Source organism: Falsochrobactrum tianjinense, from assembly GCF_019100495.1.
Lineage (GTDB): Bacteria > Pseudomonadota > Alphaproteobacteria > Rhizobiales > Rhizobiaceae > Brucella > Brucella tianjinense.
Genome location: NZ_JAHRVA010000001.1, coordinates 999,876 through 1,022,062, shown reverse-complemented (window position 1 = coordinate 1,022,062; position 22,187 = coordinate 999,876). Strand labels below are relative to the sequence as shown.

Below are 22,187 nucleotides of genomic sequence, written 5' to 3'. Positions count from 1 at the left end.
GCTTACACCTCCTCCAATTCGATGAGTGTACCATTAAAGTCTTTGGGGTGCAGGAATAGTACGAGTTTTCCATGCGCGCCAAGTTTCGGTTCGCCATCACCAAGGATACGCGCCCCTTCCGCCTTTAGGCGGTCGCGGGCGGCAACAATGTCCACGACTTCGTAACAGAGATGGTGCATCCCGCCGGAAGGATTCTTTTCAAGGAAGGATGCGATGGGCGACCCCTCGCCCAAGGGTTCGAGCAGTTCGATCTTGGTATTGCCAACATCAATGAAAACGACCGTCACACCGTGTTCAGGCAAAGCCTGCGGCTGGGTCAACTTCGCGCCGAGCATGTCGCGGTAGAGTGTAGATGCGGCCTCAATATCCGGAACTGCAATCGCGACATGGTTGAGACGTCCAAGCATCAGTATTTCCCTCCCGAAGTTTTGCTTACCTTATCCGGTTGAGGAACACCGTCACTACCGGCTTTTTGCCCCACACTTCATTTGCCGCGGCCCGAACGGCCCGGCGCACGGATTCGCGCACGACTTCCAGATCCTTGCGGCGTGCACGCGGAATACTGTCGATGGCCTCGACTGCGGCATCAAGCAGAATATCTTCCAGCAGATCACCCTGCCTGTCTTCTTCCGGAAGGCCGAAAGCGACCAGATCGGGCTCTTCCACCAGCTTGAGATCGCGGTCGAGCAGTACGGAAACCGCCACATGGCCGACATAGGCCAGCTTGCGGCGCTCGACCATGCCGATTTCGTCCTCATCGCCGATAAGCTTGCCGTCTTTGTAAATACGGCCCACTGGGGCTTCATCGATGATTTCGGCCTTGCCCGGAGCCAGTCGCAGCATATCACCATCGCGTATCTGCACGACTTCCTCGATGCCTTCCATCGCTCCCAGCGAACCTTGCGCCACCAGATGAGCGGCCTCGCCATGCACCGGCACCAGAATTTTCGGGCGAACCCAGGAATACATGTGCTTCAACTCATTCCGGCGCGGATGACCGGAAACATGAACAAGCGCTTCGTCGTCGCTAATCAGCTTGATGCCGCGATCGATCAGCTTATTCTTGATATCAAGGATGGCTTTTTCATTGCCGGGAATGGGACGCGATGAGAAAATCACCGTATCCCCCGGAGAAAGCGCTAGGCTGCGCATCTCATCACGCGCCACTTTGGCGAGCGCCGCGCGCGGTTCGCCCTGACTGCCTGTGAGGATCATCACGACGTTTTCACGCGGTATATAACCGTAATCGTCTTCGTTCAGAAACTCCGGCAGGCCTTCCATATAGCCAAGCTCGGTGGCGACGGCGATGGTGCGCTTCATTGAGCGTCCGACAACCAGAACCTGCCGCCCCGCGTCTCGCGCAGCTTCAGTGATGGAGCGAATACGTCCAACATTGGAAGAAAAAGTTGTAATCGCCACGCGGCCGCGCGCATTTTCGATCAAATCGCGCAGGCTTTCGCCAACTTCGCGTTCAGAAGGTGATTCCCCATCCCGCATTGCATTGGTTGAATCGCAGATGAGCGCCAGAACGCCCTGATCGCCGAGCGCGCGGAAGCCAGCCTCATCGATGAGCGGTCCCATGGAAGGGTCTGGGTCCATTTTCCAGTCGCCCGTATGAACAACGGTACCGAGTGCTGTCGTAATTGCGAGAGAAACCGGTTCCGGAATTGAATGGGTGACGGCAAGGGCCTGAAACTTGAAAGGGCCGACTTCAAAACTTTCACCAGCCTTGAAGATCGTGATCGGGATTTCCGGCGCACCGAATTCCGACTGGCGCTTAGCCTCAAGTAGTCCTGCGGTAAAGGGCGTTGCATAGACCGGCACTTTCAATCTCGGCCACAAGTCGAGCAATGCGCCATAATGGTCTTCGTGCGCGTGGGTGATAACTATCGCGCGCAAATTATGCTTTTCGGCCTCAAGGAAACGAATGTCGGGCAGAATAAGATCTGCGCCGGGATGTTCAGGGCCGGCAAAGCTTACGCCCATATCGACGACCACCCATTCGCGGCTGTGTTCCGGCCCGTAGCCATACATGGCGAGATTCATGCCGATTTCGCCGACGCCGCCGAGGGGCAGGAAAACAAATTGCGTCAATGGTGAGCGGGGCATTATGCCTCCCTATTTATTTTAAAATGTAATTATGCCTCTGTTGAACCGGCTGCCGATAGTTTGCAAGCCTGCCAGAACACGCATAACGACGATTTGTGCACAATATTCAGTCAGGAATCTGCTTTAATGGATGCAGCGGTTCCAAAATAGACATCACCCGCCGTCACCGTAGTGCGCGTCCCGTCATCTTCACGAATGACAAGGCGGCAATCCGAATCGATGGTTTCAAACAGGCCTTCGACGATACGCTTGTTGAGCTGCATGGCGACGGGCTCGCCCAGACCATGCGCGCGCTTGAGCCATTCGGCGCGGATAGCAGACAGACCGCGTCCGCCATCCCAAATCCGGTAATAGTTGCACCAGGCATCTGCCAAAGCCAGAAAGAGGGTAGCCGCATCCGCATTGCTACCCAAGCCATGAAGCGAGGCTGCAGGATAAGGCAATCCTTCTGGCGTCGCTACAACATTGGTTCCCATGCCGACCGCAAGACCAAAGCGTCCATCCGCCAACAAGGTGGTCTCGAGCAAAATGCCCGAGAGCTTGGCGTTGTCGACCAAAACGTCGTTCGGCCATTTCAGGGCCAGCTTTACACGCGCGGCGATAGCGGACGGCAGAACCGCCTCCACCGCATCGGTCAGAGCGAGACCGGCGACAAAACCCAGAGTAGCGGCGATTGCGGGATCGAAGCGATCGACCAGAAGCAGTGTGGCGGCAAGGTTGCCTTCAGGGGTCGTCCATGTCCGGCCGCGCCGTCCCCGCCCGCTCTCCTGTCGCGGAGACACAAACCAGATAAGGCCATCATCGCCAGCATTGGCGCGAGCCAGCGCCTCAGCGTTGGTGGAACCGACTACAGGAAAGACCTCCAGCCGATATCCTTGCATCACAGCCACGGGCGCAAGCGCAAAATGCATGGCTTTGCCCGCAGCTTCCGTCATGCTCATATTAGAAGAACGTCTTGGCTGCGGTTTCGGCAAGTCCGCCAAGCCAGCCGCCGATTAGCGCATAGAACAGGATGAATGCTCCCGATATCGCCAAAATCAGGCGCAGTTCGATTGCAGCCGGAACAAAGCCGCCTGCCGGTTCATCGAACCACATGAGCTTGATAATGCGCAGATAATAGAAGGCACCCACGACAGACGCGACAATACCGATGATCGCGAGCGGATAAAGCCCGACCTCAACGGCGGCCATAAAAGTATACCACTTACCGAAGAAGCCAGCCAGAGGTGGAATGCCGGCAAGCGAGAACAGTATCACGGTCATGATGGTCGCAATCACCGGATTGGTGCGCGACAGGCCAGCCAGATCGTCGATCTGCTCGACATTGCCGTCCTTGGTACGCATGCACAAAATAAAAGCAAAGCTGCCGAGCGTCATGACAAGATAGATCAGCATGTAAAGGGCGACCCCGCGCACGCCGATAACCGTACCAGCGGCAAGGCCGACAAGTGCGTAGCCCATATGGCTGATCGATGAATAAGCCATCAGACGCTTGATATTGCGCTGGCCGATGGCGGCAAAGGCACCCAGCACCATCGAAGCGATAGCAACGAAGGTGATGATCTGCTGCCAGTCATGCGTGACCGGAGCAAAAGCATCCGAAACCACACGCACGATCAATGCCATTGCCGCCATTTTCGGAGCCGCCGCGAAGAAAGCCGTCACAGGCGTCGGCGCACCTTCATAAACGTCGGGCGTCCACATATGGAACGGGACAACAGAAATCTTGAAGCAAAGGCCGGCAAGGATGAATACCAGACCAAAGACCAGCCCCAGCTGGCGCTCTCCACCCGAGACTACGCTGGCGATTTCATTGAAGCCGATATGCCCGGTATAGCCATAAACAAGGGTGATACCGTAGAGCAGCATACCTGATGATAGTGAGCCAAGGACGAAATATTTCAGACCGGCTTCCGTGGAACGCAGGTTCTCGCGATTGAATGCTGCAAGCACATAGAGCGCCAGAGACTGCAATTCGAGGCCCAGATAAAGCGTCAGCATATTGGAAGCGGACACCATGATGAGCATGCCGAGCGTCGAAAGGACGATCAGTACAGGAAACTCGAACTTGTCGAATTTTTCTTCACGCGCAAAGCCGACAGACATGACGAGCGTCACAATAGAACCGATCAGCGTCAGCACTTTCATGAAGCGTGCAAAGGCATCGTTGACGAAGCCATCGGCAAAGGCGGTGCCATCGTGCGGGAAAATAATGACAAGAGCCAGCGCAGCAATCAGAACAGCGACGGCAAGTCCATTAACGAGGGTGGAGGCGCGCTCTCCGGAGAACACGCCGATCATAAGCAATGCCAGCCCGCTCAGCGCGAGGAGAATCTCGGGAGCTGCGAGAGACAGGGAAGCAATCAGGTCGGTTTGCATCGGGCCTTCGCCTTTACTTATTGCGCCAGCATAGCGCTGGCTGCATTGGCCAGCGCTGCTTCGTATTGATTAACCAGAGCATGCACGGCACCTGCGGTCGCATCGAAGACCGGCATCGGATACACGCCGAAGAAAATAGTGAGGACCACAATCGGATAGAGGATCAGCTTTTCACGCGGGCTGAGGTCAAGAAGCACTTTGAGGCTTTCCTTGGTCAACGCGCCGAACACCACCTTGCGATAGAGCCACAGGGCATAGCAGGCCGACAGGATCACACCGCTCGTAGCAAACACCGCTACCCATGTATTCACGCGGAAAATACCGAACAAAGTGAGGAATTCGCCAACGAAACCCGACGTACCCGGAAGGCCGACATTCGCCATGGTGAAAACCATGAATGCGACGGCATATTTGGGCATATTGTTGACGAGTCCACCAAAGGCAGCGATCTCGCGTGTATGCATGCGGTCGTAGATCACGCCCACGCAAAGGAATAATGCGCTGGAGACGATACCATGCGAGAGCATCTGGAAGATCGCGCCCTGCACGCCCTGCTCGTTGGCGGCAAAAATACCCATTGTCACATACCCCATATGGGCGACCGACGAATAGGCAATCAGCTTCTTCATATCGTCCTGCACGAAGGCAACAAGCGATGTGTAGATGATCGCAATAACGGACAAAGCGAAGATCAAAGGAGCAAAATCGGCGGAAGCCAGCGGGAACATCGGCAGCGAAAAACGCAGGAAGCCATAGCCGCCGAGCTTGAGCAGAATGCCGGCCAGAATGACCGAACCGGCAGTTGGTGCTTCAACGTGGGCGTCAGGCAACCATGTATGTACCGGCCACATCGGCATCTTCACGGCAAAAGACGCGAAGAAGGCCAGCCATAACCATGTCTGCATGCTTGCCGGGAATTCGTGCTGGAGCAGTTCTACGATATTCAGCGTGCCGGCCTGCCAGTACATCGCCATGACAGCGATCAGCATCAGCACGGAACCGAGCAGCGTATAGAGGAAGAATTTAAGGCTCGCATAAACGCGGCGCTTGCCACCCCACACACCGATGATGATGAACATCGGAATAAGGCTTGCTTCAAAGAACACATAGAACAGGAACAGATCAAGCGCGCAGAACACGCCAATCAGAAGCGTTTCCAGAATAAGGAACGCGATCATGTATTCCTTGACGCGCTTATCGATCGCTTCCCAGCTCGCCAGAATACAGAATGGCATGAGGAAAGCCGAAAGCACGACGAAAAGCATCGAAATGCCGTCAACACCCATATGGTATGAAATGCCGCCGCCGAGCCAGTCGACCTGTTCGACCATCTGGAAGCCGGGATTCGAATTATCGAACCCCGCCCAGACGACCAGCGAAAGAATGAAAGCGAAAACAGTCGTGAGCAGCGCAACATTCTTGATGTTGCGGCGCGCAGCTTCGCTGTCATCCTTGATGAGAAGGATCAACAAGGCGCCGACGAGCGGCAGAAATGTGACCGTAGAAAGAATTGGCCAGTCGGTCATCAGAAAGAGCTCCCGAGCATCATCCAGGTGACGAGCGCGGCGACGCCGATCAGCATCGCGAATGCGTAATGATAAAGGTATCCGGACTGCATCTTGACGACGCGGTTGGTGACATCGAGCACACGGGCCGACACGCCGTCCGGGCCGAAACCGTCAATGAGCCAGCCATCGCCGCCCTTCCAGAACACGCGGCCAAGCCAGCGCGCCGGACGAACGAAGATGAAGTCGTACAGTTCGTCGAAGTACCACTTGTTCAGGAGGAACTGGTAGAGACCGCGATGGCGGACTGCGAGATCCTTCGGAATTTCCGGCGAGCGAATGTAGAATATCCAGGCAATGACGAAACCGATTACCATCGAAATGAATGGCGACAGCTTCACCAGCAGCGGAACATGGTGATATTCCTCGACAATCTGGTTACCCGGCAGGGTGAACAACGCGCCCTTCCAGAACTCCACATAATCATGGCCGAAGAAATGTTCCTTGAAGAGAACGCCTGCAAACAAGGCGCCTGCACCCAGGAGAAACAGCGGCACGAGCATGACAGGAGGCGAGTCATGAACATGATGCATGACTTCGGCAGAAGCACGCGGCTTGCCGTGGAAAGTCATGAAAATCAGACGCCATGAATAGAAGCTCGTAAACAGGGCCGCGATCACCAGAAGCCAGAAGGCGTAACCGCTTGCAGCACTATGCGATGCAAAAACAGATTCGATAATCGCATCCTTTGAAAAGAAGCCGGCGGTGCCGATGACCGTTCCCGGAATGCCGACGCCGGTAATCGCAATCGTTCCGATCAGCATCATCCAGTAGGTCGTCGGGATCAGCTTGCGCAGACCACCCATGCGGCGCATGTCCTGCTCATCGGAAACGGCATGAATGACCGAACCCGCACCAAGAAACAGCAGCGCCTTGAAGAAAGCGTGCGTAAACAGGTGGAACACGGCTGCGCCATAAGCGCCAACGCCCAGGGCCACGAACATATAACCAAGCTGCGAACAGGTTGAATAAGCGATGACACGCTTGATATCGTTCTGAACCAGAGCGACCGTTGCGGCAAAGAATGCCGTGGTTGCGCCGATAATAGTGACGATCAGCAAGGCATCCTGCGACAGTTCAAACAGCGGCGACATGCGTGCGACCATGAACACGCCCGCCGTCACCATGGTTGCGGCGTGAATGAGCGCCGAAACAGGCGTCGGGCCTTCCATCGCGTCCGGCAGCCAGGTGTGGAGCAGGAACTGCGCCGACTTGCCCATGGCACCCATGAAAAGCAGGAGGCAAACAATCGTCAGCGCCGTTTCCTTATGCAATTCATAGCCGAGGAAATTCAGCACGACTGAATTTGCATCGGCAGCGCCTTCGGCAGGCAGGTAATTCGCGGCAGCGGCGAAGATCGTATTGTAATCGACCGACTGGAACAGCGCGAACACGCCGAAAATACCAAGCAGGAAGCCGAAGTCGCCTACGCGGTTGACCACGAACGCCTTCATGGCGGCGGCATTTGCGGACGGCTTCTGGAACCAGAAACCAATCAGAAGATAGGAAGCCAGCCCCACGCCTTCCCAGCCGAAGAACATCTGAACGAGATTGTCAGACGTTACCAGCGTAAGCATGGCGAAGGTGAAGAGTGACAGATATGCAAAGAAACGCGGACGATGCGGATCGTGGTGCATGTATCCGATGGAATAAATATGCACCAGTGCCGATACCGAGTTGATGACAACGAGCATGACGCCGGTCAGCGTATCGATGCGCAAAGCCCAATCGAAAGAAAGCGCGCCCGAAGTTACCCATTCCAGAACGGGGATACGGACGGTCTGCGTTTCGCCCAGCGGAATCTGGAAGAATGCGACCCATGAGCAGACCGCAACGATGACCATGAGGCCGGAAGTGATGTATTCGCTCGCTTTGGCTCCGATCTTGTTGCCGAAAAGCCCGGCAACAAGAAAACCAATAAGCGGAAGGAAGACGATCGCGTAATAGAGCATTTGCCCGTCAACCTTTCATAACATTGACGTCTTCCACCGCGATGGAGCCGCGGTTACGGAAGAAAACAACGAGAATTGCCAGACCGATTGCCGCTTCAGCAGCAGCAACAGTCAGAACGAAGAGCGCGAAGACCTGCCCGACCATATCGCCGAGAACAGAGGAAAACGCCACAAAATTGAGATTGACCGACAGCAGGATCAATTCGACCGACATCAGGATGATGATGACGTTCTTGCGGTTCAAGAAAATCCCGAAAACGCCAAGCGTGAAAAGAATGGCCGAAACGGTCAGATAGTGAGCAATATCGATTTCCATATGCTTATCCTCTGATGCCTTTGCCTGTTTCCACCTGTTTGATCTCGATCGCCGTTTCAGGCGTACGCGCAACCTGGACCGGGATAGACTGGCGCTTAATATTGGGCTTGTGTCGCAAGGTCAGAACAATCGCGCCGATCATGGCCACCAGAAGGATCAATCCGGCAATCTGAAACTGAAAGACAAAGTCAGTATAAATAATGTCGCCCAATGCAGCCGTGTTGGGGCGCACGGCAAGATCCGGGATCGGAACCGTACCCTCGCCCAGCTTCGGCGCGAACATCGGGCCTGCAAAAACAACGATCAGTTCGCCCAGCAGGATGAGCCCCACCAGAGCGCCGACCGGCGCATATTGCAGTGCGCCGCGCTTCAGTTCCGCAAAATCCACATCAAGCATCATGACGACGAAGAGGAAGAGCACCGCCACAGCGCCGACATAAACGACGAGCAGGATCATGGCGAGGAACTCGGCCCCCGTCAGCAGGAACAAAGCCGCCGCATTGAAGAATGTGAGGATCAGAAACAGCACCGAATGCACGGGGTTGCGCGCCGCAATCACCATGAACGCACTGGCGATCATGATAAAGGCGAACAGATAGAAGAACGCTGCCGCAATACCTGTTAGCATGGGGAACCCCCAACACCTTTCCGTGAGCAAAGCCTTATTGCCTTGCCCGCTTTATTCTTTGTTTGCCGCGAGAAACTCGCGAAACCCGAATTCCAGCGGCAAGCCGGGTCTCCCCACCTTGCCGCCAATTTCAAAACCTCGGCAGCCGGAACAAAATTCCGGCTGTTACCGATCAGCGATACGGCGCATCCAACGCAATATTGCGCGCGATTTCGCGTTCCCAGCGGTCGCCATTAGCAAGGAGCTTTTCCTTGTCGTAGTAAAGCTCTTCACGCGTTTCGGTCGCGAACTCGAAGTTCGGACCTTCAACGATGGCATCCACCGGGCAGGCTTCCTGACAGAAGCCGCAATAGATGCACTTCACCATGTCGATGTCGTAACGCACCGTGCGGCGCGTGCCGTCGTTGCGGCGCGGACCAGCCTCGATGGTGATGGCCTGCGCCGGGCAAATCGCCTCGCAAAGCTTGCAGGCGATGCAGCGTTCTTCACCGTTGGGATAACGGCGCAGCGCATGCTCGCCACGGAAGCGCGGCGAAACCGGGCCTTTTTCATGCGGGTAGTTCAGTGTCGCCTTGGGCGCAAAGAACTGACGCATGGAAAGGAAGAAAGCCGCGACGAATTCCTTGAGAAGGAGCGATTTGGCCGCTTGTGCGATTGAAGCCATTCTTATTACTCCTTACGCCAGACCGAAGACTTTGAGGAAGGTTGCCGTGGCGACAACCATGAACAGCGAGATCGGCAGGAACACTTTCCAGCCCAGACGCATCAGCTGGTCGTAACGGTAGCGCGGGACGATTGCCTTCGCCATGGCGAAGAGGAAGAAGCAGAAGCACAGCTTCAGCATGAACCAGATGATGCCCGGCACCCAGCTGAGGAACCACACATCAACCGGAGGCAGCCAGCCGCCGAGGAACAGGATGGTCATCAGGGCGCACATCAGCGTAATCGCCACATATTCACCAAGGAAGAACAGCAGAAACGGCGTGGACGAATATTCGATCATGTGACCGGCCACGAGTTCCGATTCCGCTTCGACCAGATCGAAAGGCGGGCGGTTCGTTTCAGCAAGAGCCGAGATATAGAAGATCACGAACATCGGAAACAGGCTGAGCCAGTTCCAGTCGAGGAACGAACCCGGCAGGCCCAGCATGGTGCCAAGTCCGGTATTCTGCGACAGAACGATGTCGGTGAGATTGAGCGAGCCAACCGTCAGCAGCACCGTGACGATCACGAAGCCGATGGACACTTCATAGGAAACCATCTGGGCGGCAGAACGAAGCGCGCCGAGGAACGGATACTTCGAGTTGGACGCCCAGCCGCCCATGATGACGCCATAAACTTCAAGCGAAGAAATGGCGAAGATGTAGAGAATGCCGACGTTGATATTGGCGATCGCCCAGCCTTCGCTGACCGGAATGACCGCCCATGTCGCCAGTGCCAGAACCGCCGAAACGAACGGAGCCAGCAGGAACACGCCCTTGTTGGCGCCCGACGGGATGATCGGTTCCTTGAAAACGAATTTGAACAAGTCGGCAAAAGCCTGGAACAGACCCCAGGGGCCGACCACGTTCGGGCCGCGGCGAAGCTGTACCGCCGCCCAGATCTTGCGATCCGCATAAAGCAGGTATGCCACGACAATCAGCAATACGACGAGCAGAACGACCGACTTCAGCGCTATGATCAGCGCGGGCAAGACGTAAGCTGCAAAAATTCCGTCCATTTTTCCGTCTCTCTCTCGCCTTACTCGGCTGCCTGGCTGAAGCTGCCTGCCGCAAGCGCCGAGCACTCTGCCATGACGGCGGAAGCGCGGGCGATCGGGTTCGTGAGGTAAAAATCCTTGACCGGGGAAACGAACGCGTCGCTGCCCGGATTGGAAGCCTTGCCTGCCAGCGCGACGAGATCGTCGGCGGAAGCAGGTGTAATGGTGTCGATAGCCATCATATGCGGGTAGTCCGCATAGAGCTTCGCGCGAAGCTGCGACAGCGAGTCGAACGGCAGGCGCTTGCCCAGGCTGTCGGAAAGAGCGCGCAGGATCGCCCAGTCTTCCTTAGCCTCGCCCGGTGCGAAACCGGCGCGGTTGCCGAGCTGCACGCGGCCTTCGGTGTTGAGCCATGTGCCCGACTTTTCCGTATAGGCTGCGCCCGGCAGAATGACGTCTGCGACATGCGCACCGGCATCGCCGTGCGTGCCGATGTACACCACGAAGCTCGAACCCTTGGCGGTCATGTCGAGTTCGTCTGCACCGAGCAGGAACACGACATCAAGCTTGCCCAGCATATCACGGGCCGGCTTGCCGCCCTCGCCCGGCACGAAGCCGAGGTCCAGAGCGCCGACGCGCGAAGCTGCGGTATGCAGAACGGAGAAGCCGTTCCATTCGTCCTTGATCGCACCGACATCCTGCGCAAGCTTGGCGGCGGTCGAAAGAACCGCACGGCCATTATCGCCGGTGAGCGCGCCCTGACCGATGATGATCAGCGGACGTTCGGCCTTGGCCAGCACGTCGCGGAATGCGTGTTTGCCAGCGGCAACGGCTGCGAGCGTGTCTGCGCCTGCGCCCAGATACTCGTAGTCGTAACGCAGCTCAGTCTGTTCGCCAATCAGCGCGACCGGGAACGGCCCCATGCGCTGGCGCTTGCGAATGCGTGCATTCAGAACTGCGGCTTCGATCCGCGGATTGGAACCGATGATGAGCAAAGCATCAGCGTTTTCAATGCCTTCGATCGAAGTGTTGAAAAGGTAGGTTGCACGACCGAGCGCCGGATCGAGGCTCACGCCATCCTGACGGCTGTCGATATTGGTGGAGCCGAGCGAGCCCATCAGGGTCTTCAGCGCATAGATTTCTTCGACCGAAGCCAGATCGCCGGCAACAGCGCCTATTCTGTCGGCCGATGTTGCCGAAACCCTGGCAGCGATTGCTGCGAAAGCTTCAGGCCACGACGCCGCGACCAGGCGGCCATCCTTGCGCACATATGGACGGTCGAGGCGCTGCGTGCGCAGACCGTCCCAGATGAAGCGGGTCTTGTCGGAAATCCACTCTTCGTTGACGTGTTCATTGATGCGCGGCATGACGCGCATCACTTCACGGCCACGGGTGTCAACGCGGATGTTGGAACCGACCGCATCCATCACGTCGATGGTTTCGGTCTTGTTCAATTCCCACGGACGCGCCTGGAAAGCGTAAGGACGCGAGGTCAGAGCGCCGACCGGGCACAGGTCGATGACATTGCCCTGAAGTTCCGAGGTCATGGCGCGTTCGAGATAGGTGGTGATCTCGGCGTCTTCGCCGCGACCGATCAGACCCAGCTCGGAAATGCCGGCCACTTCGGTCGTGAAGCGGACGCAGCGCGTGCAGTGGATGCAGCGCGTCATGACCGTCTTGACGAGCGGACCGATATATTTGTTCTCGACAGCGCGCTTGTTCTCGCGATAGCGCGAACCGTCCGTGCCGAAGGCCATCGCCTGATCCTGCAAGTCGCACTCGCCGCCCTGATCGCAGATCGGGCAATCCAGCGGGTGGTTGATAAGCAGGAATTCCATCACGCCTTCGCGGGCCTTCTTGACCATCGGCGTGTTGGTGAAGATTTCGGGCGCTTCGCCGTTCGGACCGGGACGCAGGTCGCGCACGCCCATGGCGCAGGATGCCGCCGGCTTCGGCGGTCCGCCTTTTACTTCAACCAGACACATACGGCAGTTTCCGGCGATGGAAAGCCGTTCGTGGAAACAAAAACGCGGCACTTCCGCGCCTGCGGCTTCGGCAGCCTGAAGGAGCGTATAGTGATCGGGAATTTCGATCTCTGTGCCGTCAACCTTGATCTTTGCCATCGCTTTTCCAAACCTGCGGCTCATGCCGCATATTCTAGATGTCAGACTTCCAGACCTGCCTGCCAGGCAAGTCTCACAACTTGTTCAGCCCGCTTATTCCGCTGCTTCCAGACGAATGTTGCGGCTCTGAACGGCGTTGCGTGTATATTCATCGATACGCTTTTCAATTTCCGGACGGAAATTGCGGATCAGGCCCTGAATAGGCCATGCAGCCGCATCACCAAGCGCGCAGATCGTGTGACCTTCAATCTGCTTGGTGACGTCGAACAGCATGTCGATCTCACGCTTCTGCGCGTTGCCCTTGACCATGCGTTCCATCACGCGCCACATCCAGCCCGTACCTTCACGGCATGGTGTGCACTGACCGCAGCTTTCGTGCTTGAAGAACGCCGCAAGACGCGCAATCGCCTTGATGATGTCGGTGGACTTGTCCATGACGATCACGCCGCCGGTACCGAACGAAGATTTAACTTCGCGCATGCCGTCGAAATCCATCACGGCATCCATCATGTCCTCTGCCTTGACGACAGGGCAGGATGCGCCGCCGGGAATGACCCCGAGAAGATTATCCCAGCCGCCGCGGATGCCGCCAGCGTGCTTCTCGATCAGTTCGCGGAAGGTAATGCCCAGACCTTCTTCCACGGTGCATGGCGTATTCACATGACCGGAAATCTGGAACAGCTTGGTGCCGACATTGTTCGGACGGCCAATGGACGAGAACCATGCTCCGCCGCGACGCAGAATTGTCGGCGCAACCGCGATCGATTCAACGTTGTTGACCGTGGTCGGGCAGCCATAGAGGCCCATGTTCGCGGGGAACGGCGGCTTCAGACGCGGCTGGCCCTTCTTGCCTTCAAGGCTTTCCAGCAGCGCTGTTTCCTCGCCGCAGATGTAAGCGCCCGCGCCGTGATGCAGGAATATGTCCATATCCCAGCCGCACTTGTTGTCCTTGCCGAGAAGGCCGGCATCGTAGCATTCATCAATCGCCGCCTGAAGCGCTTCACGCTCGCGCATGAATTCGCCGCGCAGATAGATGTAAGCGGTATGCGCACCCATGGCGCAACCGGCGATCACGCAGCCTTCGATCAGCGTGTGCGGATCGTGGCGCAGAATTTCGCGGTCCTTACAGGTGCCCGGCTCGGATTCGTCGGCATTGACGACGAGATAATGCGGACGTCCGTCGCTCTGTTTGGGCATGAACGACCACTTGAGGCCGGTCGGGAAGCCAGCGCCGCCGCGGCCACGCAAACCGGACGCCTTCATCTCGTCGATGATCCAGTCACGGCCGTTGTCGATGAAGCCCTTGGTGTTGTCCCAATGGCCGCGCGACATCGCGCCCTTCAAGGACTGGTCCTTGAAGCCATAAATATTGGTGAAGATGCGATCTTTATCAGCCAGCATGTCTCACCTGTTTCCGTTCGTGTTAGTCACAATATCCGACCTTGGCGGGAGGCTCATCATACCGGCTTCTTTCCGAATACCTTGATGTATTCCTCGACACCGCCCTTGGCCAAAGCTTTGGCTTGCTTCACCCAGTCTTCACGGTCGATGCGACCGTGGAAACTCAGATAACCGTCAACCCATTCGCGCTCGGCCTTCTTCCAGGAAGCGACTTGTCTGAAAGTGAAGATACCAAGCTCGTGCAAGGTGGCTTCGATCTTCGGGCCGACGCCTGAAATAAGCTTCAGATCGTCAGCCGCTTCCGGGCGTTCCATGGCAGCCGGGCGGTTCTTGTCATCGAGCTTGAAGTCCTGCTTTGCCTCGACCGACGCAGCCTTTTCCTTCGCATTCGACACCTTGACGTCAGACGGCGTCTTGAGGGCCGGCGCGGTTTCAGGCGCGTTGGTTACAGGCTTGGCGGCATTGGACGGCGCGACGGTTTCGGCCTCAGCCTTCGCTTTGGCTTCCGCCTCGGCCTTGGCCTTGGCAGCGGCGGCGTCGGATGCCTTGCGGGTTTCCAGGCCGATCTTCTTGTAGTCCAGATCTTCCGTCAGCGACGTCAGGCCGTTGATCGGCTCGGACGTCACCCGGTCGTTCTGCGGACCCGGCTTAACCGCATCACCCTTCCCTGCTTCGAAAGCGTCGATGATTTCGGCAAGGCGTTCCGGCGTCAGGTCTTCATAAGCATCCTTGAAGATCATGACCATCGGTGCGTTGACGCACGCGCCCTGACATTCCACCTCTTCCCACGACAGCGTGCCTTCGGCATTCAGTTCGAAAGGATCGTGGTGGATCTTGTGGCGGCAGACGTCCATCAGCGCTTCCGAGCCGCGCAGCATGCACGGCGTGGTTCCGCAAACCTGAATGTGGGCACGCGTACCGACCGGCTTGAGCTGGAACTGCGTATAGAAGGTTGCGACTTCCAAAACGCGGATCAGCGGCATGTCGAGCATTGCAGCAACATGCTCGATGGCAGCCTTCGTGACCCAGCCATCCTGCTCCTGCGCACGCATGAGCAGCGGAATGACGGCCGACTGCTGGCGGCCTTCCGGGTATTTTGCAATCGTCTTGTGCGCCCAGGCCTCATTTTCCGCGTTGAACGCGAAACCAGCCGGCTGGACGGCATCATCTGCGAGACGGCGAACGGACATCAGCGGTCAACCTCACCAAACACAATATCAAGCGAGCCAAGGATTGCCGACACGTCGGCCAGCATGTGGCCGCGGCACAGGAAATCCATAGCCTGAAGATGGGCAAAGCCCGGGGCGCGCAGCTTGCAGCGATAAGGCTTGTTGGAGCCGTCCGAAACGAGGAAGACGCCAAATTCACCCTTCGGGGCTTCGACTGCTGCATAAACTTCACCGGCAGGCACATGGTAGCCTTCCGTGTAAAGCTTGAAGTGATGGATGAGCGCTTCCATCGAGCGCTTCATCTCGCCGCGCTTCGGCGGCACAATCTTGTTGTCGGTGTTGGAGACCGGGCCGACGCGTTCCTTGCCGAGAAGCTGGTCAACGCACTGACGCATGATGTGCGCCGACTGGCGCATTTCTTCCATGCGGATCAGGTAACGGTCGTAGCAATCGCCGTTCTTGCCGATCGGAATATCGAATTCCATCTCGCTATAGCACTCATAAGGCTGCGACTTGCGCAGATCCCATGCAGCGCCAGAGCCGCGAACCATGACGCCCGAGAAGCCCCATGCCCACGCATCTTCCAGCGAAACTACGCCGATATCGACGTTGCGCTGCTTGAAAATGCGGTTCGGCGTGATGAGATCGTCAAGATTCTTCAGTGTGGTGTGGAACGGGTCGATCCACTTGCCGATATCTTCGATAAGCTGGTCAGGCAGGTCCTGGTGAACGCCGCCCGGACGGAAGTAAGCCGCGTGCATGCGCGCGCCGCAGGCGCGTTCATAGAACACCATCAGCTTTTCGCGCTCCTCGAAGCCCCAGAGCGGCGGCGTCAGCGCGCCAACGTCCATGGCCTGCGTGGTCACGTTCAGCAAATGATTGAGGATACGGCCGATTTCCGAAAACAGAACGCGGATAAGCTGGCCGCGCTTCGGCACGTCGATACCCAGAAGGCGTTCGACAGCGAGCGCATAGGCGTGTTCCTGATTCATCGGCGCCACGTAATCGAGGCGATCGAGATAAGGCAAAGCCTGGAGGTAAGTCTTGGCCTCCATCAGCTTCTCGGTGCCGCGATGCAGCAGACCGATATGCGGATCGACGCGCTCGACGACTTCACCGTCGAGTTCAAGCACCAGACGCAGCACGCCGTGCGCCGCAGGGTGCTGCGGACCGAAGTTGATATTAAAATTGCGGACCTGAGTCTCAGCCATGTTCAGCTTCCTGTCGCTCAGTTCGTCTTTGCTTTCTCATCGCCCGGCAAGACGTAATCCGTCCCTTCCCATGGCGAGAGAAAATCGAAATTGCGGAACTCCTGACGCAGTTCCACCGGCTGGTAGACAACGCGTTTCAGCTCGTCGCTGTAGCGCACCTCCACAAAGCCCGTCAGCGGAAAATCCTTGCGCAGCGGATGGCCTTCAAAGCCGTAATCGGTCAGGATGCGGCGCAGGTCCGGATGGCCGGAGAAAAGGACACCATACATATCGTAGGCTTCCCGCTCAAACCAGTCGGCGCCGATGAAGACGGCGGTTGCCGAAGGCACCAACGTATCCTCGTCCGCCTCGACCTTAACGCGAATGCGCTGGTTCTGGCGCGGAGACAGAAGCTGATAGACCACTTCAAAGCGCTTTGCGCGCTGCGGATAGTCAACGCCAGAAATGTCCGTCAGATTGATGAACTGGCACTGCACATCGTCACGCAGGAAAGTCAGAACGCTGATGAGGCTCGCCACCGGAACACTGAGCGTCAGCTCGCCATAGGCCAGCTTCGTCTCTTCGATAGAATCGCCGAGACGTTCCTTGATATAACCGGAAAGTTCACCGAGAGCTTCTTCGCTCATATCCTTAACTTCCTTTTTTAGAACTCGCCCTGCCCTTGGGAGGTAGCAGCCGAGCCCCAACGAACCTTGCCGCGCTTTTGGGCCGAAGCCATAATTAACGCTCGATCGTGCCGGTGCGGCGGATTTTCTTCTGCAACAGAAGAATGCCGTAAAGCAGCGCCTCTGCGGTGGGCGGGCAGCCGGGCACGTAAATATCGACCGGAACCACACGATCGCAGCCGCGCACCACCGAATAGGAATAGTGGTAATAGCCGCCACCATTGGCGCAGGAGCCCATCGAAATCACGTAGCGTGGCTCCGGCATCTGGTCGTAGACCTTGCGCAGCGCCGGAGCCATCTTGTTGGTCAGCGTACCCGCGACGATCATCACGTCGGACTGACGCGGAGAAGCACGCGGCGCAATGCCGAAACGCTCGGCGTCATAGCGCGGCATGGAAATATGCATCATTTCCACGGCGCAGCATGCAAGACCGAAGGTCATCCACATCAGAGAGCCGGTACGCGCCCAGGTGATCAGCGCGTCAGCCGACGTGACGATGAAACCCTTGTCGGACAGTTCGCCATTGAGATCGTTAAAGAACGCATCGTCAGAGCCGACAGGCTTGCCCGTGCGTGGATCCAGAATGCCTTTTGGCTGCGGAGCCACAAGTGTAGAGTTGGTATTGCTCAATCCCATTCCAGCGCTCCTTTCTTCCATTCATATATGAAGCCGATGGTCAAAACGCCAAGGAAGACCATCATCGACAGGAAACCAAACCAGCCGATTGCGCCGAATGACACAGCCCATGGGAACAGGAAGGCGACTTCCAGATCGAAAATGATGAAAAGAATCGACACCAGATAGAAACGGACGTCGAACTTCATGCGCGCATCGTCAAAGGCATTGAAGCCGCACTCGTAAGCGGAAAGCTTTTCCGGGTCCGGCTGCCTGTAAGCGACAAGAAACGGCGCAACCAGCAGGGCTACACCAATTATCATTGCGATACCCAGAAAGATGACTATCGGCAAATAGGAATTCAAAAGCTCGTTCATGATCCTTATCCGGCTTGAATACGAGGCTGCGCCGCCTGTCATAAGCTTTTTGGAGCCTACGGCCATGCGACACATTGCATCTGCTGCAACCTCGTCGCCCCAAGCAGCTTCAAAAGGCATGCCGTGCGAACTCAGCTCATTTCGTGGGGACGGTTAGCGCAGCAGGCACCCAAGCGCAAGCCCTTCGCCCCAACAGGTGGGGATAGTGCGGCCAGATGTCCGAGAGCAGACGGTATCAAGCCCATATTTCCCACCCAAACACCCTATAACATGAAAACATCATAATTTCGTGAGGAAATCGCGAAAAACGTTCCGCCGTTGCAGTCGCAGTGAAAGAATCAATACTCCGAGAGCAGCGCATGACTACCAGTGACGGTTAATAGAGCGCCGTATCCCAGATACCCTACCCTGCTTCCCCTTCCGTCAAAGAGTGAACTGCGACGGCTACGGTCACATCATTGTGAAAGAGAGAAAATCATACCTGTCGCATTCGCGATAAGGGAAAGAAATGGCTGTCAGACAGCTTCCTGCGAGATCGCTTGCCTTCAAAAACCCGGAGACGTCTTTACGATTCATCCGTTCGGGATTGAAGGCGCAAATCGAATCGCAAGGAGATTATATTGAGCACCTACCTGCTTGCCAGCGGAGATATCTTCATCATTGTGATAGGAATCATTTCTGTCACCTATCTTTCATGGACGCGGCGAGAAAAATAACATCAGGCTGGACAACCCTGCCTGACCTGAATGACCGATCGAGTGATGTGAGCTCGGACCCGCGGCCTCCAGCATGACAGGCCGAAAAGAACTGTGTCCACATTAATCGGTTCCAAGCTTGCAACAACATTCTCCATCCGTGGACAAAACCCACCTATTACGTCAATCAGGTGCTCGCCAATTACAATGGCGACGTGCGGGAACAGTCTTGTAATTATTGCAGCCATACTATTTTATTTGGTTTTATAAATATAATTGGCTTTTACGTGACCGATTTTGCTGCGTTACGCGACTAAATCTAGTGGCTGGGGAACATGGCAATTATTTGCAGAACATCACTTCTACGCGCCAGTGCAATCAGCCGTGCAGTTCAGGGCTTGAGGCTGACAACCGCGCTTGTTGGTGCGGGGGCTGCCGTGGGTTTCGGTGCCGCGACGCTGTGGAACGATCAAGCACAAGCGCAGGACTGGCTCGGTGTCGTTGATGGTGATTTTTATAACACTGCAAACTGGAGCACAGGAACTGTTCCAGGAAGCGGGGATACCGCGATCTTTGATAGAGCACCGGTTAGGTCTGTCAATGTAGTATCCACTGCTGGCTTAGCAGCTCTAAATTTCACGGCGGGAGCTGACGCGTATCAAATCACGACCGCCCCCGCGACCATCCTTCAGGTCGGAACCATCGATAACCAGTCAGCGAACGTCCAAACTCTCAATCTGTCTCAAGGGGAAGCGCTGGAGCTTTCGGGCGACGGCCTAACCGGTCCAGGGAAGACAATCTTCGATACGTCGGCGGGCGGCACATTATACTTGAACGGCACTGCAACGGCAGGCAGCGGGCGCTTTATCGGTGGTGACGGGGCTCTCTCACTGTCGCCACCACCGGTGCAACTGCAATCGGGTCGATTGAAGGTGGCGGGACTGTCCGCTTCATAGGCGGCGTCACATCTGAATTGTCCATAGGGAGCCTTAATACAGATACCGATTTCTCAGGTAATATCATTGATACTGGGGGCAATCAGAAAAGTGGGCACTGGTACGCTTACACTTTCAGGCGACCATAATAGCTTTACTGGTGGAACTACCATCAGCGCAGGTGTTTTACAGATCGGCAACGGTGGAGCGACCGGATCTCTCCCCGGAAATGTCGTCACCAATGGCGCGCTTAGTTTTAACCGCAATAATACGATGACGTTCACGGGAACGATCTCCGGCAGCGGTGAGGTCCGCCAAGTCGGCACGGGTACCACTGTTCTGACGGGTATCAACACTTACCCCGGCGGCACAAAAATCTCGGGCGGCACGCTGACCATTGAAAATGCAGCAGCCTTGGGAACAGGTGATGTAACCATCGAGAACGGTCACCAACTCATTTACGGAGCAAGGTGGCGCGGCTGCATTACACGCTGATAGTCCAACCACAGATGCGACATTCGTCACGCTTGGCAGCCGCGTACAAACCGGTTTCACGCTTGGCAATGCGCCAGCAACGGTGCGTGGTATGCTGAGCTGGCGTCATGCCTTCAGCGATGTCACGCCCGAGGCGCGCCTTGCCTTTGCATTCAAAGTTGCCGGCATACCAATCGGCAGGGATGCCGCCGTCATTGAAGCCGGGCTTGATGTCGCCATCACATCATCCGCTACACTCGGTCTTTCCTATCGCGGCCAGCTTACGAGCCGCACCAGCGACAACGGGTTCAAGGTCGATCTGACCGTCAAATTCTGATGTTACTATGAGGGCAGCTCGCGTAAACGCGAGCGCTCCCCTTCTTCTCCTGCACCAACGCTGCCAGCACTTGGTCAAGACGCTTGTTCGTCTTCTTCATTTCCTGCCGGGCCTCCTTGGTCTCGTCTTTGGGTTCCCGGAAATCATCACGCAGTCAACTGCGTGATGATAGCCACCGGCGACTCTGATTCAGGAGATGGCGGCATATACCGTTTTGTCTGCAAAGCTTGCGAATTCGATCAGCCAACCAATGAAATTGAAGCAGATCTACCTTCCGGTCCAGATCGAAATTATTCGCGCAGTGGATGCGGCACAAGAACTCAGCCGAAATAAGATCAAGGGAAAGAATTATGATAAAGCTAGGAATTGCCGGTCTGGCGCTTCAATTTTTGCGGGGCGCCACTTTTCTAAATTATTGAAAAGTGGCGCGAGTGACGGGGCTCGAACCCGCGACCTCCGGCGTGACAGGCCGGCACTCTAACCAACTGAGCTACACCCGCGCATTTCTCGATCAGCCTTGCGGCTGCGTCGCAACCGGCGTTTCCGTCCGGTGTGAGCGGTCGTTTAAGGGGTTCTCTCACTACTGTCAAGCGAGTGACTTGAAGAAAAAATAAAATTTTCACTTTTACCCGAAAAGTCCCGCTTTTATTAGCTTTTTTGGCCTACCTCTCTTTTCCACAGCCCTTTCCAGATGGCTGAAAAAATTTGGACTCCTGCGAAAAATAGAATCGTTATGCAAAATGACGAACCTGAATCGGGAGCAACTCTGAAGTGCCTAGATTAAGACAGAAACAGACAGGCCTGCCGATTTTTATCAATGAGATAAAAGAAGGATGTGCGATTCATAATTTTACGCTTGCACTCTGCGTATGAATTGCCTAAACGGCTCTCACAACGACTGACAAATCAGTCGGGCGATTAGCTCAGTTGGTAGAGCGCTTCGTTTACACCGAAGATGTCGGGAGTTCGAGTCTCTCATCGCCCACCAGTTTTCCTTTAAAACTTTAGAGCCTTCACAACGCGTGACGTTATTCAGCTCGTACCGCGTGCCACGCTTATCTACAAATGCTCGCTAAAAGCACAAAATCATTGTCATTGTCGGCGACAGTAGGGTGATTTTATTTCTCAAAACGACTCGTGGCGTCACGGTCGCGCTCGTATCGCCTTACAAGCGGAAAGGGCGGCAACCAGGACTCGCGGCGAACAGTCCAAAGTTCATAGGTTGGCATCAGTTGGCCGGTTTCATCCAAGGAGCCCAGGCTTATTTCAATCTCGTCGGCAGTGCGTGCAAAAACCGGGGAGCCGCAGCGGGGACAGAAAAAACGTCCGGCATAGTCGCGAGTTTCTCCTTCGATTGTCACCGCCTCCTGAGGAAATATCGCGGAAGCGTGAAAAAGAGCTCCATGATGCTTACGGCAGTCCAGACAGTGACAAAGACCGACCCGATTTGGAGGACCTGAAGCCACAATCTGGACATCTCCACACAGACAACTGCCCGTAAACCGGTTCATGCTGCCCTCCTCAAAGATCAAGCAC

At 56.2% G+C, this 22,187-nt stretch carries 20 protein-coding genes, 2 tRNA genes and 2 pseudogenes; 5 read left to right on the top strand and 19 right to left on the bottom strand.

Going from position 1 to position 22,187, the window contains the following annotated elements; genetic code table 11:
- Positions 1-2: 2 nt before the first annotated feature.
- From mce to KUG47_RS04805, 17 genes are all read right to left on the bottom strand, one after another.
- The gene (mce, locus tag KUG47_RS04885; RefSeq protein ID WP_217676783.1) at positions 3-407 is read right to left on the bottom strand and encodes a methylmalonyl-CoA epimerase; all 405 of its coding nucleotides are present in this window, start codon (positions 405-407) and stop codon (positions 3-5) included.
- A 25-nt stretch (positions 408-432) separates the two neighbouring features.
- A complete protein-coding gene (locus KUG47_RS04880; RefSeq protein ID WP_217676782.1) occupies positions 433-2,109 on the bottom strand; it encodes a ribonuclease J in 1,677 nt (558 codons plus the stop codon).
- Positions 2,110-2,219: 110 nt separating this feature from the next.
- Positions 2,220-3,020, bottom strand: a complete 801-nt coding sequence (locus KUG47_RS04875; protein ID WP_217676985.1) for a biotin--[acetyl-CoA-carboxylase] ligase — start codon at positions 3,018-3,020, stop codon at positions 2,220-2,222.
- A gap of 31 nt (positions 3,021-3,051) precedes the next feature.
- Positions 3,052-4,488 (bottom strand): NADH-quinone oxidoreductase subunit NuoN, encoded by a 1,437-nt coding sequence (gene nuoN, locus KUG47_RS04870; RefSeq protein WP_217676781.1) that lies wholly within the window; start codon positions 4,486-4,488, stop codon positions 3,052-3,054.
- Positions 4,489-4,505: 17 nt separating this feature from the next.
- Positions 4,506-6,014, bottom strand: a complete 1,509-nt coding sequence (locus tag KUG47_RS04865) for an NADH-quinone oxidoreductase subunit M (RefSeq protein ID WP_217676780.1) — start codon at positions 6,012-6,014, stop codon at positions 4,506-4,508.
- Positions 6,014-8,005, bottom strand: coding sequence for an NADH-quinone oxidoreductase subunit L (gene nuoL / locus KUG47_RS04860; protein ID WP_217676779.1), 1,992 nt, complete (start codon positions 8,003-8,005; stop codon positions 6,014-6,016). The genes KUG47_RS04865 and nuoL overlap by 1 nt, the downstream gene beginning before the upstream one ends.
- Before the next feature lie 7 nt (positions 8,006-8,012).
- Positions 8,013-8,321: an NADH-quinone oxidoreductase subunit NuoK gene (nuoK, locus tag KUG47_RS04855; protein WP_217676778.1), complete on the bottom strand. Its 309-nt coding sequence runs from the start codon at positions 8,319-8,321 to the stop codon at positions 8,013-8,015.
- A 4-nt stretch (positions 8,322-8,325) separates the two neighbouring features.
- Entirely contained in the window at positions 8,326-8,949 is a 624-nt protein-coding gene (locus tag KUG47_RS04850; protein ID WP_217676777.1) for an NADH-quinone oxidoreductase subunit J, read from the bottom strand.
- Positions 8,950-9,121: 172 nt separating this feature from the next.
- Positions 9,122-9,613 carry an NADH-quinone oxidoreductase subunit NuoI gene (gene nuoI, locus KUG47_RS04845; protein ID WP_185917929.1) on the bottom strand — a complete coding sequence of 164 codons (492 nt, stop codon included), beginning with the start codon at positions 9,611-9,613 and terminating at the stop codon, positions 9,122-9,124.
- Between the two features lie 12 nt (positions 9,614-9,625).
- Entirely contained in the window at positions 9,626-10,669 is a 1,044-nt protein-coding gene (gene nuoH / locus KUG47_RS04840; RefSeq protein WP_185917928.1) for an NADH-quinone oxidoreductase subunit NuoH, read from the bottom strand.
- Between the two features lie 20 nt (positions 10,670-10,689).
- The gene (gene nuoG, locus KUG47_RS04835; protein ID WP_217676776.1) at positions 10,690-12,771 is read right to left on the bottom strand and encodes an NADH-quinone oxidoreductase subunit NuoG; all 2,082 of its coding nucleotides are present in this window, start codon (positions 12,769-12,771) and stop codon (positions 10,690-10,692) included.
- A gap of 93 nt (positions 12,772-12,864) precedes the next feature.
- The gene (gene nuoF / locus KUG47_RS04830) at positions 12,865-14,172 is read right to left on the bottom strand and encodes an NADH-quinone oxidoreductase subunit NuoF (protein ID WP_217676775.1); all 1,308 of its coding nucleotides are present in this window, start codon (positions 14,170-14,172) and stop codon (positions 12,865-12,867) included.
- A 56-nt stretch (positions 14,173-14,228) separates the two neighbouring features.
- Positions 14,229-15,362: an NADH-quinone oxidoreductase subunit E gene (locus KUG47_RS04825; RefSeq protein WP_185917925.1), complete on the bottom strand. Its 1,134-nt coding sequence runs from the start codon at positions 15,360-15,362 to the stop codon at positions 14,229-14,231.
- A complete protein-coding gene (locus KUG47_RS04820) occupies positions 15,362-16,552 on the bottom strand; it encodes an NADH-quinone oxidoreductase subunit D (RefSeq protein WP_217676774.1) in 1,191 nt (396 codons plus the stop codon). The genes KUG47_RS04825 and KUG47_RS04820 overlap by 1 nt, the downstream gene beginning before the upstream one ends.
- Before the next feature lie 17 nt (positions 16,553-16,569).
- Positions 16,570-17,178, bottom strand: coding sequence for an NADH-quinone oxidoreductase subunit C (locus KUG47_RS04815; RefSeq protein ID WP_217676773.1), 609 nt, complete (start codon positions 17,176-17,178; stop codon positions 16,570-16,572).
- Between the two features lie 94 nt (positions 17,179-17,272).
- Positions 17,273-17,854, bottom strand: a complete 582-nt coding sequence (locus KUG47_RS04810; protein WP_217676772.1) for a NuoB/complex I 20 kDa subunit family protein — start codon at positions 17,852-17,854, stop codon at positions 17,273-17,275.
- The gene (locus tag KUG47_RS04805) at positions 17,845-18,210 is read right to left on the bottom strand and encodes an NADH-quinone oxidoreductase subunit A (RefSeq protein ID WP_217676771.1); all 366 of its coding nucleotides are present in this window, start codon (positions 18,208-18,210) and stop codon (positions 17,845-17,847) included. The genes KUG47_RS04810 and KUG47_RS04805 overlap by 10 nt, the downstream gene beginning before the upstream one ends.
- A 1,030-nt stretch (positions 18,211-19,240) precedes the next feature.
- Between KUG47_RS04805 and KUG47_RS04800 the strand changes: the two genes are divergently transcribed.
- The 4 genes and pseudogenes from KUG47_RS04800 to KUG47_RS04790 form a co-directional block, all read left to right on the top strand.
- Positions 19,241-19,861, top strand: a complete 621-nt coding sequence (locus KUG47_RS04800; RefSeq protein WP_217676770.1) for a hypothetical protein — start codon at positions 19,241-19,243, stop codon at positions 19,859-19,861.
- Positions 19,862-19,936: 75 nt separating this feature from the next.
- Positions 19,937-20,146, top strand: a pseudogene (locus KUG47_RS16895) (autotransporter-associated beta strand repeat-containing protein); the annotation flags it as partial.
- A complete protein-coding gene (locus KUG47_RS16890; RefSeq protein WP_479691057.1) occupies positions 20,132-20,335 on the top strand; it encodes an autotransporter-associated beta strand repeat-containing protein in 204 nt (67 codons plus the stop codon). The pseudogene KUG47_RS16895 and the gene KUG47_RS16890, both read left to right, overlap by 15 nt.
- Before the next feature lie 10 nt (positions 20,336-20,345).
- A pseudogene (locus KUG47_RS04790) lies at positions 20,346-20,651 on the top strand (autotransporter outer membrane beta-barrel domain-containing protein); the annotation flags it as partial.
- 423 nt (positions 20,652-21,074) lie between these two features.
- Here KUG47_RS04790 and KUG47_RS04785 read toward each other — a convergent pair.
- Positions 21,075-21,151 (bottom strand) — tRNA-Asp (locus KUG47_RS04785).
- Between the two features lie 412 nt (positions 21,152-21,563).
- Here KUG47_RS04785 and KUG47_RS04780 point away from each other — a divergent pair.
- Positions 21,564-21,639, top strand: a tRNA-Val gene (locus tag KUG47_RS04780).
- A 130-nt stretch (positions 21,640-21,769) separates the two neighbouring features.
- Here the strand turns inward: KUG47_RS04780 and KUG47_RS04775 are convergent.
- Positions 21,770-22,162, bottom strand: coding sequence for a GFA family protein (locus KUG47_RS04775; RefSeq protein ID WP_217676768.1), 393 nt, complete (start codon positions 22,160-22,162; stop codon positions 21,770-21,772).
- Positions 22,163-22,187 lie beyond the last annotated feature (25 nt).

Excerpts from the sequence above, each read along its gene's own strand:
- KUG47_RS04815 (WP_217676773.1), bottom strand. The coding sequence starts at position 17,178 with ATGAGCGAAGAAGCTCTCGGTGAACTTTCCGGTTATATCAAGGAACGT.
- KUG47_RS04850 (WP_217676777.1), bottom strand. The coding sequence starts at position 8,949 with ATGCTAACAGGTATTGCGGCAGCGTTCTTCTATCTGTTCGCCTTTATC.
- KUG47_RS04775 (WP_217676768.1), bottom strand. The coding sequence starts at position 22,162 with ATGAACCGGTTTACGGGCAGTTGTCTGTGTGGAGATGTCCAGATTGTG.
- nuoG (WP_217676776.1), bottom strand. The coding sequence starts at position 12,771 with ATGGCAAAGATCAAGGTTGACGGCACAGAGATCGAAATTCCCGATCAC.
- nuoN (WP_217676781.1), bottom strand. The coding sequence starts at position 4,488 with ATGCAAACCGACCTGATTGCTTCCCTGTCTCTCGCAGCTCCCGAGATT.
- KUG47_RS04875 (WP_217676985.1), bottom strand. The coding sequence starts at position 3,020 with ATGCATTTTGCGCTTGCGCCCGTGGCTGTGATGCAAGGATATCGGCTG.
- KUG47_RS04865 (WP_217676780.1), bottom strand. The coding sequence starts at position 6,014 with ATGACCGACTGGCCAATTCTTTCTACGGTCACATTTCTGCCGCTCGTC.
- nuoK (WP_217676778.1), bottom strand. The coding sequence starts at position 8,321 with ATGGAAATCGATATTGCTCACTATCTGACCGTTTCGGCCATTCTTTTC.
- KUG47_RS04805 (WP_217676771.1), bottom strand. The coding sequence starts at position 18,210 with ATGAACGAGCTTTTGAATTCCTATTTGCCGATAGTCATCTTTCTGGGT.
- KUG47_RS04880 (WP_217676782.1), bottom strand. The coding sequence starts at position 2,109 with ATGCCCCGCTCACCATTGACGCAATTTGTTTTCCTGCCCCTCGGCGGC.
- KUG47_RS04810 (WP_217676772.1), bottom strand. The coding sequence starts at position 17,854 with ATGGGATTGAGCAATACCAACTCTACACTTGTGGCTCCGCAGCCAAAA.
- nuoI (WP_185917929.1), bottom strand. The coding sequence starts at position 9,613 with ATGGCTTCAATCGCACAAGCGGCCAAATCGCTCCTTCTCAAGGAATTC.
- KUG47_RS04820 (WP_217676774.1), bottom strand. The coding sequence starts at position 16,552 with ATGGCTGAGACTCAGGTCCGCAATTTTAATATCAACTTCGGTCCGCAG.
- KUG47_RS04825 (WP_185917925.1), bottom strand. The coding sequence starts at position 15,362 with ATGTCCGTTCGCCGTCTCGCAGATGATGCCGTCCAGCCGGCTGGTTTC.
- KUG47_RS04800 (WP_217676770.1), top strand. The coding sequence starts at position 19,241 with ATGGCAATTATTTGCAGAACATCACTTCTACGCGCCAGTGCAATCAGC.
- nuoF (WP_217676775.1), bottom strand. The coding sequence starts at position 14,172 with ATGCTGGCTGATAAAGATCGCATCTTCACCAATATTTATGGCTTCAAG.
- nuoH (WP_185917928.1), bottom strand. The coding sequence starts at position 10,669 with ATGGACGGAATTTTTGCAGCTTACGTCTTGCCCGCGCTGATCATAGCG.
- nuoL (WP_217676779.1), bottom strand. The coding sequence starts at position 8,005 with ATGCTCTATTACGCGATCGTCTTCCTTCCGCTTATTGGTTTTCTTGTT.
- mce (WP_217676783.1), bottom strand. The coding sequence starts at position 407 with ATGCTTGGACGTCTCAACCATGTCGCGATTGCAGTTCCGGATATTGAG.